Genomic DNA, 15,411 nt, shown 5'->3' with positions numbered 1-15,411 from the left:
GCGACATTCGTCACGCGTTTTTTGTTTTTGTCATTTTATGAATTGCTTTCCATGCTTCTTCTTTTCCAAGTCCTGTTTCAGAAGAGAATAGAACGATTTCATCGCCAATTTCAACAGCAAGCGTTTCTTTTACAACTTTTAAATGCTTTTGCCATTTCCCTTTCGGAATTTTATCGGCTTTCGTTGCAATAATAATTGTTGGGATTTCATAATGCTTTAAGAAATCATACATCATAATGTCATCTTTTGTTGGTTGGTGACGTAAATCAACTACTAATACAGCTGCGTCTAATTGCGTACGTGTTGTAAAGTAAGTCTCAATCATTCTGCCCCATGCCGCGCGCTCTGTTTTAGATACTTTCGCATATCCATAACCTGGAACGTCAACAAAATGCATCATTTCATTGATTAAGAAAAAGTTCAGCGTTTGCGTTTTTCCTGGTTTAGAAGAAATACGTACTAACTTTTTACGATTTAAAATTTTATTAATAAAGGAAGACTTCCCGACATTAGAACGACCTGCTAAGGCAATTTCTGGTAAATCACTGTCTGGATATTGTTCCGGTTTAACGGCACTAATTACAATATCTGCTTTTGTTACTTTCATTGTTTCACTCCTACTAATGCGTGCTCCAATACTTCGTCTAAATGAGATGCAAGCACAAACGTAAGGTTTTCTTTTACGCTCTCTGGAATATCATCTAAATCTTTCTCATTTTCCGCCGGTAAAATAATTTTTGTTAATCCCGCGCGGTGAGCACTTAATGTTTTTTCTTTCAAACCACCAATCGGTAATACACGACCACGAAGTGTAATTTCACCTGTCATACCAACTTCTTTACTTACAGGAATACCTGTTAGTGCAGAAATAAGTGCCGTTGCCATCGTAATACCTGCTGACGGTCCATCTTTTGGAACTGCTCCTTCTGGAACATGAATATGAATATCGTTTTTCTCATGGAAATCCGGATCAATATGAAGTTCTTCTGCACGAGAACGAATATAGCTAAACGCGGCTTGTGCGGATTCTTTCATAACATCCCCAAGTTTCCCTGTTAAAATTAATTTCCCTTTTCCTGGCGCTACAGACACTTCAATTGCAAGTGTATCGCCGCCCGCTGCTGTGTAAGCTAAACCTGTTGCCATACCAACTTGGTCTGTTTTTTCAGCTTGACCATAACGGAATATATGCTTACCAAGTAAATCAACAATATTTTTCTCTGTTACAACAATGCGCTTGCGTTCTGCTGTAACGATAATTTTTGCTGCTTTACGGCAAACTTTTGCAATTTGACGCTCTAACGTACGAACACCAGCCTCGCGTGTATAATAACGAATAATTTCAAGAAGCGCTTCATCACGTACTTGCAAATTACCTTTTCGCAAACCGTGCTCTTTTAATTGTTTCGGCAATAAATGCTCACGAGCAATGTGCACCTTTTCAAGTTCTGTATAACCAGCAATCGAAATGATTTCCATACGGTCAAGCAATGGGCCCGGAACACTTGCAAGTGTATTAGCAGTTGCAACAAACATAACTTTCGATAAATCATATGGCTCTTCAATGTAATGATCACTGAAGTTATGGTTTTGTTCTGGATCTAACACTTCAAGTAACGCCGCTGATGGGTCTCCCCTGAAATCGTTAGACATTTTATCAATCTCATCTAATAAGAAGACTGGATTAACTGTTTTCGCCTTTTTCATACCTTGAATAATACGTCCTGGCATCGCTCCTACATATGTACGACGGTGACCACGAATTTCAGATTCATCACGCACACCACCAAGAGAAACACGTACAAAATTACGGTTTAACGATGTTGCAATAGAACGTGCTAACGAAGTTTTCCCAACCCCAGGAGGTCCTACTAGACAAAGAATTGGGCCTTTTAATGAATTCGTTAACTTCTGTACAGCTAAATATTCAAGTACTCGCTCTTTCACTTTTTCAAGACCGTAATGATCTTTATTTAAAATTTCTTCCGAATGAGTGAGGTCAATCATATCCTCTGTTGCTGTTGTCCATGGGAGAGCTAATAACCAATCAATATAATTATGAATGACACCACTCTCAGCAGAACTTACAGGTAATTTTTCATAACGATCTAATTCTTTCAGTGCAGCCTTCATTGTTTCTTCAGGCATTCCCGACTGTTCAATTTTCTCACGAAGTTCTTCAACTTCCCCGCCCTTGCCTTCTTTATCACCAAGTTCAGTTTGAATCGCCTTCATTTGCTCACGTAAGAAATATTCTTTTTGCGTGCGCTCCATTGAACGTTTCACTTTTTGTCCAATTTTCTTTTCTAGGCTAAGTAACTCTTGTTCATCTTGAATAATTGAAATAAGTGTATGTAGTCGCTCTTTCACAGATACAATCTCTAAAATCTCTTGTTTCTGCTTCGTTTTAATCGGTAAGTGAGAAGCAATTAAATCAGCTAGTCTTCCCGGTTCTTCTACATCAGCTACCGTTGCAAATGTTTCATTTGAAACTTTTTTCGAAACTTTAATATATTGTTCGAAATGCTCCAGTAACGTACGCATAAGAGCCTTCTCTTCCAAATCATCTTCTACTTCTTCAGTTACTGTTCTAATAGAAACTTGTACCACATTTTCTTCTTCGATAAACTCTACTACTTCTGCTCTATGTAAACCTTCTACAAGGACACGAAGCGTACCGTTCGGCAATTTTAACATTTGCTTCACTTTCGCCACTGTACCTACACTATATATGTCATCTTCTTTCGGATCGTCGATATTCATTTCTTTTTGCATTGCTAAAAAGATGATATTTTCATCCATTGCCGCCTGCTCTAGTGCTTGTATCGATTTATCACGTCCTACATCAAGATGCAGAACCATCGTTGGATATACGAGAATGCCTCTTAATGGTAGGAGGGGCACAATTCTTTCATTCGTATTCATACTAGACATAGCACCTCCATAATAAATTAAACTCCTGTTCAACTATTTTATATTACAATACATCTAGATGCAATTGCAGAGATTCTTCGCAATTGTAAATCCCCTGTTTTTTTGTGCCTCACGAAAAGAAAAAAGACTACGCTTAAGCATACAAACTTAAACGAAGTCTGGCAAATTTTTATTATTGTATATTCTCACATTGATTGTGCATCTGTTTCGCCCAAATCATTATGTGCATCAAGCTCACGATGCACATTTTCCTGCATAAATGTTAATTCAAATACTTCTTTTAATTTGCGAACAGGAATGATCTCAATTCCCTTTATTGTATACAAAAATGGTTGCATGTTTTCAGCCGGAATGATGACTTTCTTAGCTCCCGCTTTTTTCGCAGCTTTTATTTTTGCGTACACACCACCAATAGGCTTCACTTCTCCGTGGATACTTATCTCACCTGTCATCGCTACTTCATTATTCACATACGTACGATGCACTGCTGAATATACACCTGTTGCCATAGCAATACCTGCTGAAGGACCATCAATCGGGATACCACCAGGAAAATTAATATGTATATCATACCCTTCTGGCAACACATCTAGAGAACGAAGTACTGTTAACACATTATCAACAGAACCTTTCGCCATACTTTTACGGCGGATTGATTTCGTTTGATTTCCAATACTTTCCTCTTCTACAATTCCAGTGACATTTACTGATCCTTTATCTTTCGCAGGAATAGCTGTTACCTCAATTTCTAATAACGCACCTGTATTCGGCCCATATACAGCAAGCCCGTTCACAAGACCGATTCTCGGAATTGGATAAATACGTTTTTCGTACTTTGGTGTAAGCTGACTAGAATGAACAACCCACTCAATATCTTCATCTTTAATGAAAGGTCGTTCTTCATTTATCGCCATACCAGCAGAAATTTGCACGAGATTAATTGCTTCTCGCCCATTTCTTGCATACATTCCAATCATTTCAATACCGTTCTCACCTACTTGCATCTCCACTTTGTCAGCTGCATTTTTCGCTACTTTTTGAATTTCTTCTGTATCTAACTCACGGAAGAACACTTCTAAACAACGCGACCTAATTGCAGGAGGAATTTCCTCTGGTGAACGTGTCGTTGCACCAACTAAGCGAAAATCTGCAGGTAAACCTTTTTGAAAAATATCATGTATATACGTTGGAATCATCGAATTTTCTTCACTATAATACGCACTTTCCAAAAACACTTTCCGATCTTCTAACACCTTTAGCATTTTATTCATTTGAATTGGATGTAATTCACCAATCTCATCAATGAACAAAATACCACCATGCGCATCTGTTACAGCCCCTTTTTTCGGTTGCGGGATACCCGCTTGTCCCATTGCACCTGCTCCTTGATAAATAGGATCATGCACTGAACCAATTAATGGATCCGCAATACCACGCTCATCAAACCTAGCTGTCGTCGCATCAAGTTCGATAAATGTTGCATTTGTACGAAATGGAGATTTCGGATTTCGTTTCGCTTCTTCTAATACAAGGCGTGCTGCCGCTGTCTTTCCGACACCTGGCGGACCGTATATGATCACATGTTGCGGATTAGGACCACAAAGAGCCGCTTTTAACGACTTAATCCCGTCTTCTTGCCCTACAATGTCTATAAAGGATGTAGGACGTACCTTTTCCGCAAGCGGCTCTGTTAAAGAAACCTCACGCATTTTACGAAGCTGCTCTAATTCTTTTTTCGATTCTCGATCAATTGAAACTTTTTGTGTTCGCTGATTTCGAAGTAAATGCCAAAAATACAATCCGACAATTACGCCAAAAACAAGTTGAACAAGTAAAAATATATTTGTCCAGCTCATAATTCATTTCCTCCCGCTATGTTTTACCTTTTAGTATTTCCTGGGAGGAATAGTGCTAAACATAAAGAAAAACAGCAATTATAAAAATTGCTGTTTCTTCTTCGCATTATGCAGATGTTTTTGTATCAAGTACAGTACCGTCTTGTAACACCAATTTCGGCGGTTCATTATCAGCTACTGTTTCTTTCGTAAGAATACACTTCTCGATATCTTTGCGAGATGGAAGTTCGAACATTACATCAAGCATCAAGCCTTCAATAATAGAACGAAGTCCACGAGCACCTGTTTTACGTTCAATTGCTTTTTTCGCAATCTCAACTAGTGCACCTTCTTCAAACTCTAACTCAACATCGTCAAGCTCCAATAATTTTTGGAATTGCTTAACAAGTGCATTTTTCGGTTTAGTTAAAATATCTACAAGAGCATCTTCATCAAGCGGCTCTAGGTTCGCAATAACTGGAAGACGACCGATAAACTCCGGAATTAAACCGAATCTTAAAAGATCCTCTGGTAAAACGTGAGATAAAACATGCTTCTCATTTACATCAGCATTTTTCTTCTCAGCACCAAATCCAATTACTTTCTCACCAAGGCGACGTTTAATAATAGGCTCGATGCCATCAAACGCTCCACCACAAATGAATAGGATGTTCGTTGTATCAATTTGAATAAACTCTTGATGCGGGTGCTTACGACCACCTTGAGGTGGAACACTCGCTACAGTACCTTCTAGAATTTTCAGAAGTGCCTGCTGTACACCTTCACCAGATACATCACGTGTAATTGATGGATTTTCGGACTTACGTGCCACTTTATCAATCTCATCAATATAAATAATTCCTTTTTCCGCTTTTTCTACATCGTAATCAGCCGCTTGAATTAGTTTTAGTAAGATGTTTTCTACATCTTCCCCAACGTATCCAGCTTCTGTTAAAGATGTTGCGTCCGCGATTGCAAATGGAACATTTAAAATACGCGCTAATGTTTGTGCCAATAATGTTTTACCACTACCAGTTGGCCCAATAAGTGAAATATTACTCTTCGCTAATTCTACATCATCAATTTTGCTGTTAGAATTAATGCGTTTGTAATGGTTATATACCGCTACCGCTAGTGCTTTTTTCGCGTTATCTTGTCCGATGACATACTCATCTAAGATTTCACGAATTTCTACCGGTTTCGGTACATCTTTGAATTCTACTTCTTCGTCCTTCGCAAGCTCCTCTTGTACAATTTCAGTACAAAGCTCGATACACTCGTCACAAATGTAAACACCTGGACCTGCAACTAACTTTCGAACTTGCGTTTGTGTTTTACCACAGAAAGAACATTTTAATTGACCTTTTTCATCATTAAATTTAAACATATTTTCACACCCCTTACAAAGTGCTAACCTCTTGCCTTCGTATGTACACGATAAATGTATCGTATGTAAATACATATTATGTCACTACGTAGCGAGAAATACAAATAATATGACTAGTTATGTACAAATAAAAAAATTTTAAAACTTTTGAAATATGTATATTCGACTTACAAAGGCACTTTTCCTTCTTCATCGAAAAGTTTTATAAATATATTTCTATATTTATAAAACAAGGCACGATTAAAATCGCGCCTTGTTATTTTATTATGCAGCGTTGTCTACTAAGAAGTCTACAGCTTTACGCACTTTAAGATCTTCAGATAAAGCGTCTACGCTTCCAAGAGCTTGCTTGATAGCGTCTACTGGCATACCGTACATTTCAGCCATTTTTTCAACTTCTGCAGTTACTTCTTCTTCAGTAACTTCGATGTTTTCAGCTTCAATGATAGCTTCAAGAACAAGATTGATTCTTACACGTTTTTGTGCATCCTCTTTCATTTGCTCTTTTAATTTGTCAGCGTCAGTACCTGTGAATTGGTAGTAAAGCTCAAGGTTCATACCTTGTTGGCTTAAACGTTGCTCGAATTCACGAACCATACGATCTAACTCAGTGTCGATCATAGCTTCTGGAATGTCGATTTCAGCGTTAGCAGCAGCTAATTCTACTACTTCGTCACGTACTTTGTGCTCAGCTTCGTGCTTTTTGCCTTCTTCTAAGTTTGTACGAAGTTTTGTTTTTAATTCATCAAGAGTTGCAACTTCTTCGTCAGCATCTTTAGCGAACTCGTCGTTTAACTCAGGAAGTTCTTTTGTTTTGATTTCGTGAATTGTTACTTTGAATGTTGCTGGTTTACCAGCTAATTCAGCAGCATGGTACTCTTCTGGGAATGATACTTCAACTTCTTTAGAATCACCAGATTTAAGACCAATTACTTGCTCTTCGAAACCTGGGATGAAAGTACCAGAACCGATTGCAAGAGAATAGTTTTCGCCTTTTCCGCCTTCAAATGCTTCGCCATCAACGAAACCTTCGAAGTCGATTACAGCTGTATCACCATCTGCAGCAGTTCCGTCTTCTTTAACAACTAGTTCAGCTTGACGCTCTTGTAAAGCTTTTACTTCGTTCTCTACATCCTCGTCAGTTACAGTTGTTTCAACTTTTTCTACTGCTAAACCTTTGTAATCACCTAATTTAACTTCAGGTTTTACAGTAACTTTTGCAGTGAAAATTAAGTTTTGGCCTTTTTCGAATTTCTCGATGTCAATCTCAGGATGAGCAACTGGGAAGATACCAGCTTCATCGATTGCTTCACCGTATGCTTTTGGTAAGATGATATCTAAAGCATCTTGGTATAAAGATTCAATACCAAAGCGTTGTTCGAATAATGGACGAGGCATTTTCCCTTTACGGAAACCTGGTACATTAATTGTTTTTACTACTTTTTTGAATGCAGCGTCGATAGAGTTATTTACTTCTTTAGCATCAACTTCGATTGTTAAAACGCCAACGTTACCTTCTAATTTTTCCCATTTTGTAGACATTTATTCTTTCCCTCCAACTATAATAATGTATGCACATACCTCTATAGATCAAAATTTTTATTATCTCTTTCTTGAAATAACAAATGTACAAATAACCCTCTAGCAAAAAGCTTTCAGATACAATGTTCCAATCTACTAATTGTCTAAAAGACAACTACGGTATATTTTGTTCGAGACTAATATGAAACATATTAAGTAAGAGAATTATACTCCTCTTCTCTTACAAACAGGCAGATTTCTGCCTTTTGCAACCCTTACATTATAACATAGAATGTGCTCGTTTCAATAACTGAACGATTCTTTTTCATAATTATACGGGCAAATACCCTTCTCTTTCAATGCGCAGTAACCATTGATAGGCAATATGAAATTCCTCAAACTCAATATTGTACGCTGTCATAAGTTCTTCTTCATCAATAGCCAATCCGAAACGCTTTCTTCCAATTCTCTCTAAGACAGCAGCCCAAATTTCTACTTTATCCATTAATAGAGGGAACGGAAAAATACTAATTTGTAATTCTTTCCAGTATGTAACCATCGTACTAAATATATCTGGATAATTTTGCTCTAATCGGTTTGAGAATTTATGTATAATTTTATCGGATTGCTCCTCATTATGACCTGTAAATGCTGGAATCACCTTTATCGTATTTCCAAACTTCTCTACTTCTATCTCTTCTTCTATTTGATTTTCTACCATTTTATACAAAATAGAAGTTTTTAAATAAGGGTGCTGATCTTCGTCTATTAAAAATTTCTTTAAAGTAGGAAGTGCGAGATCCAGGTCTTTTAACGAAAGTTTCTGGATCACTCTTAGCTTTTGACCAAAGTTTTCTCCAAAAAGCCCATCGGTAAATTCTTCTAATTCAAAATTCGAATCCACTAGCGGTGTATCTTCTTCATTCAGCATCCCTTGCGCAAACAAAGCAAGCTGCGCCAATTTTTCCTTTTGCTCAGGAATTATATCTTTCGTTTGCAAAACTTCCTCAACAGTTTCAATGACACCTTCATAATCATTTGTTTGAACTAAAATAGTTACATACGTTTCAAGAATATCACCAAATAATACAGCTCCTGTTTCAAGCAACTGCTCACATTTTTCTTTCGCTTCTTCCATACGTTTTAATTCTAGCAAACAAATAACGGAAGCTAATTCTGTTTGTTCCGTTTCTGCATTATACTGACGTAATATTTCAAAGCAGCGCAATGCATCTTCGAATTCCCGCTCTTTCAACGCTAAAAAACCTTTATCAATATAGCGTTCTGATAGTTGCGGAAACAATACGACCGTATTTTCTTTTTTATCCATACGTCCGCCTCTTTTTCTAGATTTTAATGATCTTCAAAGTAAATATATCAAATGCGTAATGAGAACACAACATTCCAAAATTATTTATTTGAAATATAGGAATATTCTATTTTCATAACAAAAAAACAACAAACTTCTAAATAAAATTCATTTTTCACAAACAAAAACCCTCAGCAACAGACGGCAGAGGGTTCATCATTAATGGAAAGCTTTTATAATTGTGGGGTATATAACAAGGGTAATAATTTGGAGAACAATAATTGCCATAACAATCATGCTAAAATAGAAGATTGGTTTACTTCGCTTCATTAAAAACATAATAATAAGCATCGTACAAGCAAACAAACTTAAAAAGAACAAACTCGTTGTCGAACTAAGTATACCACTCGGGACAAAGAACAATAAAACTACACTACAAGTACCTATAATTCCAAATAACCATTCCATTCATTCACTCATTCCCTTTCCCTCTCATGGCAGTTTTTTCTACGCTACTAAATGTTTTACAACATCAATTACATATGTTAACTTTTCATACGCCACAAACCCAAAAGCTACTGTTAAACCCGTTACGATTAATCCTTTCATCATCTCTTCCTCCTCATTTATCGTTGTTATCTTCATTATATAAGATTAGTAATTTGTTACCATCGAACTTCCTTACACTTACCTTACAGAGTTGTAAGATTTCAAAAATAAGTTTAAAATCATGTTAATATATTTTTGTACAATTAAGAATTTAATTTACAAGGGGGATTATATATGTTCAAAAAAATGGCAGCTGACGTTTTAGGATTAAGCGATGTAGGTTCCGTTATCACACCAAAAGATTACGATAAGGTCGATGCTGATGATTACGTAATGCATGAAGATGGGGAGAAAATTTACTTTCTTATTAAATCAAAATCAGATGAATATTGTTTCACAAACAAAGGATTAATTCACCTAGATGGTACAAGTGCCACAAGCAAAAAACGTACATTACGCCGCTTTAGCTATAGTAAATATCAAATTAAAAACGTAGCACTTGAAACTGCAGGAACGATTGATTTAGATGTAGAAATTAAATTTCAAATGGGAGATGAGCATTACTCAATTGATGTTCATAAAAAACATATTGAAGAATTAAAAGATTTATATAAGGCTCTTCTTAAAATCGAAGAAATTTCATACGACAACGACATTACATTGCAGTATGCACATAAAAGTTTAGATATGGCATCTAACGCTTTCAGCCGTATTTCAAATGCACAAGTAAATTTAGCAGAACAGTTTAAAGAGATGAACGAGATCGCCTTTAACTGGCTCGTTGATACGAAAAAGCAATATAACGTGAAAGATTACGGTTTTGTCTTTGAAAAATTTATTAATAACTAATTTAAAACAAACAAAAAACCTTGTTATCAAAAGATAACAAGGTTTTTTTAGCGTCCCAGGAGAGATTCGAACTCCCGACCGTACGCTTAGAAGGCGTATGCTCTATCCGGCTGAGCTACTGGGACATGGAGCGGGTGAAGAGAATCGAACTCTCGACCAGAGCTTGGAAGGCTCTTGTTTTACCACTAAACTACACCCGCATATGTTATTTAATTTTTCTTCGTTAGCGCCGTTGCCCTATCGACAATATTTATTATATTCATAACCACTTATAAAGTCAACACTTTTTTAAAAGAGGATAATTTTTATTATCCTCTTTTAAAAACTGCTTGTTCAACTAGCTGTCCGTCTAATGTTTCAAAACGAACTTCTATATGATTTTCATCCATTTCTAATAAAGCGAATGTCTTTTCCACACGAGAGCGCGGGAGCAAAATACTTCCTGGATTAATAAATAAAATCCCATCAAGTAATTCTGCCCCTAATACATGAGAATGTCCAAAGCACACTACTTGTGCTCCTACTTCTTCTGCATGATACGCTAACGTTTGTAACGTCATTTTCACATTATGACGATGACCGTGTACAACTAAGAAACGAATTCCATCTACATCAGTTACAATTTCATCTTGAAAGTTAGCATAATCACAATTCCCTTTTACAACTTGGAAACCTTGTAGCTCTTCGTGAGCAGGCGTTAGCTCTGAATCACCACAATGAATCATGACATCTACTTTCCCTTCATATTTCTCTTTTAACTGCTGTAATTCCTTCACAGAGCTATGACTATCGCTTACGATTAAAGCTTTCATCAATCTCTCTCCCTTATTCTTCTAAAAACCATTCCGGGATTTTCTCTTCTAATTTACGAAGAGCGCGTCCGCGGTGGCTAATGGCATTTTTCTCATCTGAGCTTAGCTCCGCCATTGCCTTTTTATATTCTTCTACATAAAAAATCGGATCGTATCCAAAACCATTTTCCCCGCGGCGCTGTTCTAAGATTTTCCCTTCACACGTTCCGTTTACAATAACCGGCTCTTTATCTGCCTCAGGGAAAGCAACCGCTAGTGCACAGTAAAAACGAGCTGTACGTTTTTCTAAATCGATGTCAGTTAACTCTTGCAACACTTTATCGATATTCGCTTGGTCATCTTTCGGCTCTCCAGCAAAACGAGCTGAATATACACCTGGTTTCCCGTTTAAGGCATCTACAATAAGACCTGAGTCATCCGCAATTACGATGGAATTCAACTGTCTACTAAGACTGTCCGCTTTCAAAATTGCGTTTTCTTCAAATGTTTCACCAGTTTCTTCGACTTCTTCAATATGAGGAAAATCGTGTAAAGATTTCACTTCTAAGTCAAATCTCTCAAATAACTCAGCAAACTCACGTACTTTCCCAAGATTTTTCGTCGCTACAACAACTTGCTTCATATTTTCCACCTCTACTCTATATGAGATACGATGTCACCTAACGCTTCTTTTTGCTTTTCAACAAGTTGGAAAATCCCTTGTTCAGCAGCATCAAGTAATTCATTTAATTCAGCTCTGCTAAACGTCGCTTCTTCTCCAGTTCCTTGCACTTCAACAAACTGACCTTTTCCAGTCATAATAACGTTCATATCAACGTCTGCTTTAGAATCTTCAGCATAATTTAAATCTAAAACAACACCTTGTTCTTCAACAACACCTACTGACGTTGCCGCTAAATAATCTTTCACCGGAATTTTAGATACTTTTTCTGCTTGCAATAATTTTTCAAAAGCTAATACCATCGCTACATAAGCACCTGTAATAGAAGCTGTTCTCGTTCCGCCATCCGCTTGAATTACATCACAGTCAATCCAAACTGTTCTTTCGCCAAGCGCTTCTAAATCAACAACCGCACGTAATGCTCGTCCAATTAAACGCTGGATTTCCATTGTGCGCCCTGTTACTTTCCCTTTACTTGACTCTCTGATTGTACGTTGCTCTGTCGCACGTGGAATCATTGAGTATTCTGCTGTTACCCAGCCTTTTCCTTCTCCGCGCATAAACGGCGGTACACGCTCTTCAATTGTCGCTGAACAAATTACCTTTGTATCCCCAACTTCAATTAGTACTGATCCCTCTGGATGTTTTAAATAATTTGTATGAATATGTATATGGCGTAGCTCTGCTTTTCCTCTACCATCTACTCGCATAAAAATAACCCCCTCATAAATACTCTCATTAGTATAGCCAAATTTAAATGTACGCTATGTATAACAATAAAAGAAGGGGAACTCAAAAAGCAATTCCCCTTTCTTACATAAGTATATCAAATTATTCACGATTAAAAACTACCTGTATTCACGTTTTGTGGACGATCAACAGGTTTTATTAACTTTTCACCTTTCTCATCCATAAGATTTGCTTTCCCATTCACTTCAATAGAAACATTTTTCACACCTTGTTTTTCCGTTAAAGATAAGACTAACGATTTCAACACATAATTTGAAATCATATTTTTGTCTGGGTTCACAAATATATTTTCATTAAAGTTTAATGTAATATTTCCGTTCTCCACTTTTGGATTCGTAATAAGCTTAGCTCCTGGATTAAAATCATTTAGTAGCGATCCTTGAATCGGACCTTTTACAAGCTCATCCACAATTGCCGAGTAATCATTTTCTTTTCCTTCTGCAACGCGCCTTGTTACCGGTACGTAATATTGCTGCTTATTATTATTTTGTGCCATAAAGTAAAGTGTAACCGGTTTTGTATGCGTCACATCTGCTACTTGTTCATCATCAAAGTTAATTCCATTCGCACGACTTACACCTTCACCAAGCGGTGTACCCGCAACAGGCATCTTCGCTAACTTTTCACCATTTATTTGGAACTGCACTTGTTTTATTTCTGTAAATTGAGTCAAAGTCCACGCTACTGATTCAACAATTTGACGTTCTTCTTCTTTTGAATAATTTTTCATTTCTTTAGAGAAATCAATTACTGCTGTCCCGCCTTTTTTCAAATTCAAGGTCATCGTCGTATTCGCTGGAAGGACTGCTCGAAATCCATTTGGTAATAAATTTGTGACTGGTCCATCTTTCACAAGATATTCTAACGTTTGCTGTACAACTTCATTCGCTTTCGGAGTAGGCATTGCAATAGTTTGCGGTACGACATATCCATTTTTATCAACGAGGTATAACTCTCTATTTACTGTTTGCCCTTGTTTATCTTTTTTAGCAGTTTCTTTCTTTTCACCTTCTGTATACGTAACTTTTTTTGGCGGATCAATTTGTTCTGTCGCTTTCTCTTGATTTAACAAGCCACACCCTGATAATAAAATCGCACTCACAGTAGCACCAACAACCCATTTAAAAGTGGATTTAGGCATGCCATTCCCCCCTAAAATCTAAGTTTGTACTATTATGTATACGAGCTGTTTCATATTTTAGAACAAGCTATGGCTACTTATACAGAAAAAACCCCTGATTTCTCAGGAGTTCTCTTATATGAATCTACTATTATTCTGTTTCTAAATTGATATGCTTCACATTTTCAATCGGCTGACCGAACCACTTTGATGCAATTTCTTTAAACAGACCTATTTTACCAGTCGTTAAGAAGAGATGATCACTTTGTTCTTCTCCCTCATTTAACATCTTACTATGGTATAAAATCGTGCTTACCTCACGCGCTGTTTCATCACCCGAACTAATTAATTGTACTTGATCCCCCATTACCTTTTTAATAACAGGACCTAAAATCGGATAATGCGTACATCCTAGAATAAGCGTATCAATGTCAGTACTTTTCAACGGTTGCAATGTTTCTCTTACAACTTCATACGCCATTTCACTTTCGAAATTCCCACTCTCTACAAGCTCAACGAAAGGTGGGCAAGCTAAACTTTCTACCATAACACGGTTATTAATAGACTTTAACGCCTCTTCATAGGCGCCACTTTTTACTGTTCCAATCGTTCCAATAATCCCAACATGATACGTATTTGTCACTTTTAAAGCTGTACGTGATCCTGGATGAATAACTCCAACTACTGGAATTGGTAATTGTTTCTGCATTTCTTCTAATACAACCGCAGTTGCTGTATTACACGCAATAACTAACATTTTGATATTTAAATCTAATAAATGCTCCGTCATTTCCCACGTAAATTGACGCACTTCTTCACGAGAACGCGGACCATAAGGGCAACGTGCTGTATCCCCTAAATATATAATACGCTCTTTCGGCAACTGACGAATTAATTCCTTCGCTACTGTTAAACCGCCCACTCCTGAATCAATAACACCGATCGCTCTATTCAACTTAATCACCCGTTTTCTCATTCATCATCTTTTATGTTTATCAGTATATTTTACACACTTTAAGTTCGCTAACTTAAAGTGCCCCTGTATAAAAATTTTCATTTGTACCTATATAGATCAGGATCTTTTTTATTTTGCTCCTTTTTTTCATAATTTGCAAGACAGAAAAATAACCGACCTTCTATATGAAAGTCGGTTTCTTCTATATAAAATGCTCATTCAAAATAAAACTCCCGCTACTTTTATTAATAGCGGGAGTTTTATTTCTATATTTTATTTATCGCGTTCTTTATAGCCTTACCTATTTATGTATGAAGCATCCTTATCATTCATATGGAGCATGAAACAAACAGAAAAATAGCCGACCTTTTGTATAAAAGTCGGCTGCTTTCTTATAGTTCGAGCTCTCCCATACGAAGAAGCTCAACAACTGCTTGTGAACGTCCTTTAACCCCTAGCTTTTGCATTGCGTTTGAGATATGATTACGTACTGTTTTTTCACTTATAAACAGTTCACCTGCAATTTCCTTCGTTGTTTTATCTTGAACCAGTAATTCAAATACTTCTCTTTCTCTCTTTGTGAGTAACGGTTTAGATTGATACGCTTTTTCCTTCAACTGGTATAACCCTCCTTGCTTAAGCCAGAGCTGTATATGTGTAAGTTGGGTGTTTATTTAGTCAAGATATTGTATGAACGAAATGTGCAGGTGGTGAATGAAAATGGGCTTT

General features: G+C 36.9%; 14 protein-coding genes and 2 tRNA genes. 1 reads left to right on the top strand and 15 read right to left on the bottom strand.

Translation table 11 applies throughout. From position 1 onward, the window contains the following. Nucleotides 1-10: 10 nt before the first annotated feature. From yihA to JFU20_RS20090, 7 genes are all read right to left on the bottom strand, one after another. Entirely contained in the window at nucleotides 11-607 is a 597-nt protein-coding gene (yihA, locus tag JFU20_RS20120; RefSeq protein ID WP_002088829.1) for a ribosome biogenesis GTP-binding protein YihA/YsxC, read from the bottom strand. Then, nucleotides 604-2,934 carry an endopeptidase La gene (lon, locus tag JFU20_RS20115; RefSeq protein ID WP_002192456.1) on the bottom strand — a complete coding sequence of 777 codons (2,331 nt, stop codon included), beginning with the start codon at nucleotides 2,932-2,934 and terminating at the stop codon, nucleotides 604-606. Before lon ends, yihA begins: the two co-directional genes overlap by 4 nt. Nucleotides 2,935-3,119: 185 nt before the next feature. Then, complete coding sequence (gene lonB / locus JFU20_RS20110; protein ID WP_002015346.1) at nucleotides 3,120-4,790, bottom strand: ATP-dependent protease LonB; 1,671 nt, start codon at nucleotides 4,788-4,790, stop codon at nucleotides 3,120-3,122. 106 nt (nucleotides 4,791-4,896) lie between these two features. After that, complete coding sequence (gene clpX, locus JFU20_RS20105; RefSeq protein ID WP_000472285.1) at nucleotides 4,897-6,156, bottom strand: ATP-dependent protease ATP-binding subunit ClpX; 1,260 nt, start codon at nucleotides 6,154-6,156, stop codon at nucleotides 4,897-4,899. A 264-nt stretch (nucleotides 6,157-6,420) separates the two neighbouring features. Beyond that, on the bottom strand, nucleotides 6,421-7,698 hold the full coding sequence (gene tig, locus JFU20_RS20100) for a trigger factor (protein WP_002015345.1): 1,278 nt from the start codon (nucleotides 7,696-7,698) through the stop codon (nucleotides 6,421-6,423). A gap of 310 nt (nucleotides 7,699-8,008) precedes the next feature. Continuing rightward, the gene (locus JFU20_RS20095) at nucleotides 8,009-9,007 is read right to left on the bottom strand and encodes a hypothetical protein (RefSeq protein ID WP_002034206.1); all 999 of its coding nucleotides are present in this window, start codon (nucleotides 9,005-9,007) and stop codon (nucleotides 8,009-8,011) included. Between the two features lie 198 nt (nucleotides 9,008-9,205). Next, nucleotides 9,206-9,454 carry a hypothetical protein gene (locus JFU20_RS20090; RefSeq protein WP_001983650.1) on the bottom strand — a complete coding sequence of 83 codons (249 nt, stop codon included), beginning with the start codon at nucleotides 9,452-9,454 and terminating at the stop codon, nucleotides 9,206-9,208. Between the two features lie 315 nt (nucleotides 9,455-9,769). Between JFU20_RS20090 and JFU20_RS20085 the strand changes: the two genes are divergently transcribed. Then, complete coding sequence (locus JFU20_RS20085; RefSeq protein WP_000473869.1) at nucleotides 9,770-10,384, top strand: PH domain-containing protein; 615 nt, start codon at nucleotides 9,770-9,772, stop codon at nucleotides 10,382-10,384. Between the two features lie 51 nt (nucleotides 10,385-10,435). Here JFU20_RS20085 and JFU20_RS20080 read toward each other — a convergent pair. From JFU20_RS20080 to gerE, 8 genes are all read right to left on the bottom strand, one after another. Then, nucleotides 10,436-10,509: transfer RNA gene (locus JFU20_RS20080), tRNA-Arg, on the bottom strand. Between the two features lies 1 nt (nucleotide 10,510). After that, nucleotides 10,511-10,584: transfer RNA gene (locus JFU20_RS20075), tRNA-Gly, on the bottom strand. A gap of 108 nt (nucleotides 10,585-10,692) precedes the next feature. Continuing rightward, nucleotides 10,693-11,196: a metallophosphoesterase gene (locus tag JFU20_RS20070; RefSeq protein ID WP_002015342.1), complete on the bottom strand. Its 504-nt coding sequence runs from the start codon at nucleotides 11,194-11,196 to the stop codon at nucleotides 10,693-10,695. Nucleotides 11,197-11,209: 13 nt separating this feature from the next. After that, the gene (locus JFU20_RS20065) at nucleotides 11,210-11,818 is read right to left on the bottom strand and encodes an XTP/dITP diphosphatase (RefSeq protein ID WP_002143277.1); all 609 of its coding nucleotides are present in this window, start codon (nucleotides 11,816-11,818) and stop codon (nucleotides 11,210-11,212) included. Nucleotides 11,819-11,829: 11 nt separating this feature from the next. Continuing rightward, complete coding sequence (gene rph / locus JFU20_RS20060) at nucleotides 11,830-12,567, bottom strand: ribonuclease PH (protein WP_002015340.1); 738 nt, start codon at nucleotides 12,565-12,567, stop codon at nucleotides 11,830-11,832. Between the two features lie 131 nt (nucleotides 12,568-12,698). Then, on the bottom strand, nucleotides 12,699-13,748 hold the full coding sequence (locus JFU20_RS20055) for a GerMN domain-containing protein (protein ID WP_002015339.1): 1,050 nt from the start codon (nucleotides 13,746-13,748) through the stop codon (nucleotides 12,699-12,701). A gap of 130 nt (nucleotides 13,749-13,878) precedes the next feature. After that, entirely contained in the window at nucleotides 13,879-14,703 is an 825-nt protein-coding gene (gene racE, locus JFU20_RS20050; RefSeq protein WP_003191613.1) for a glutamate racemase, read from the bottom strand. A 371-nt stretch (nucleotides 14,704-15,074) separates the two neighbouring features. Next, complete coding sequence (gerE, locus tag JFU20_RS20045; protein WP_000659484.1) at nucleotides 15,075-15,299, bottom strand: spore germination transcription factor GerE; 225 nt, start codon at nucleotides 15,297-15,299, stop codon at nucleotides 15,075-15,077. Between the last annotated feature and the right edge of the window lie 112 nt (nucleotides 15,300-15,411).

The sequence above is a fragment of the Bacillus sp. TH30 genome (assembly GCF_016650875.1).
Taxonomy (GTDB): Bacteria; Bacillota; Bacilli; order Bacillales; family Bacillaceae_G; genus Bacillus_A; species Bacillus_A mycoides.
This window is presented reverse-complemented; position numbering and strand designations above follow the sequence as displayed.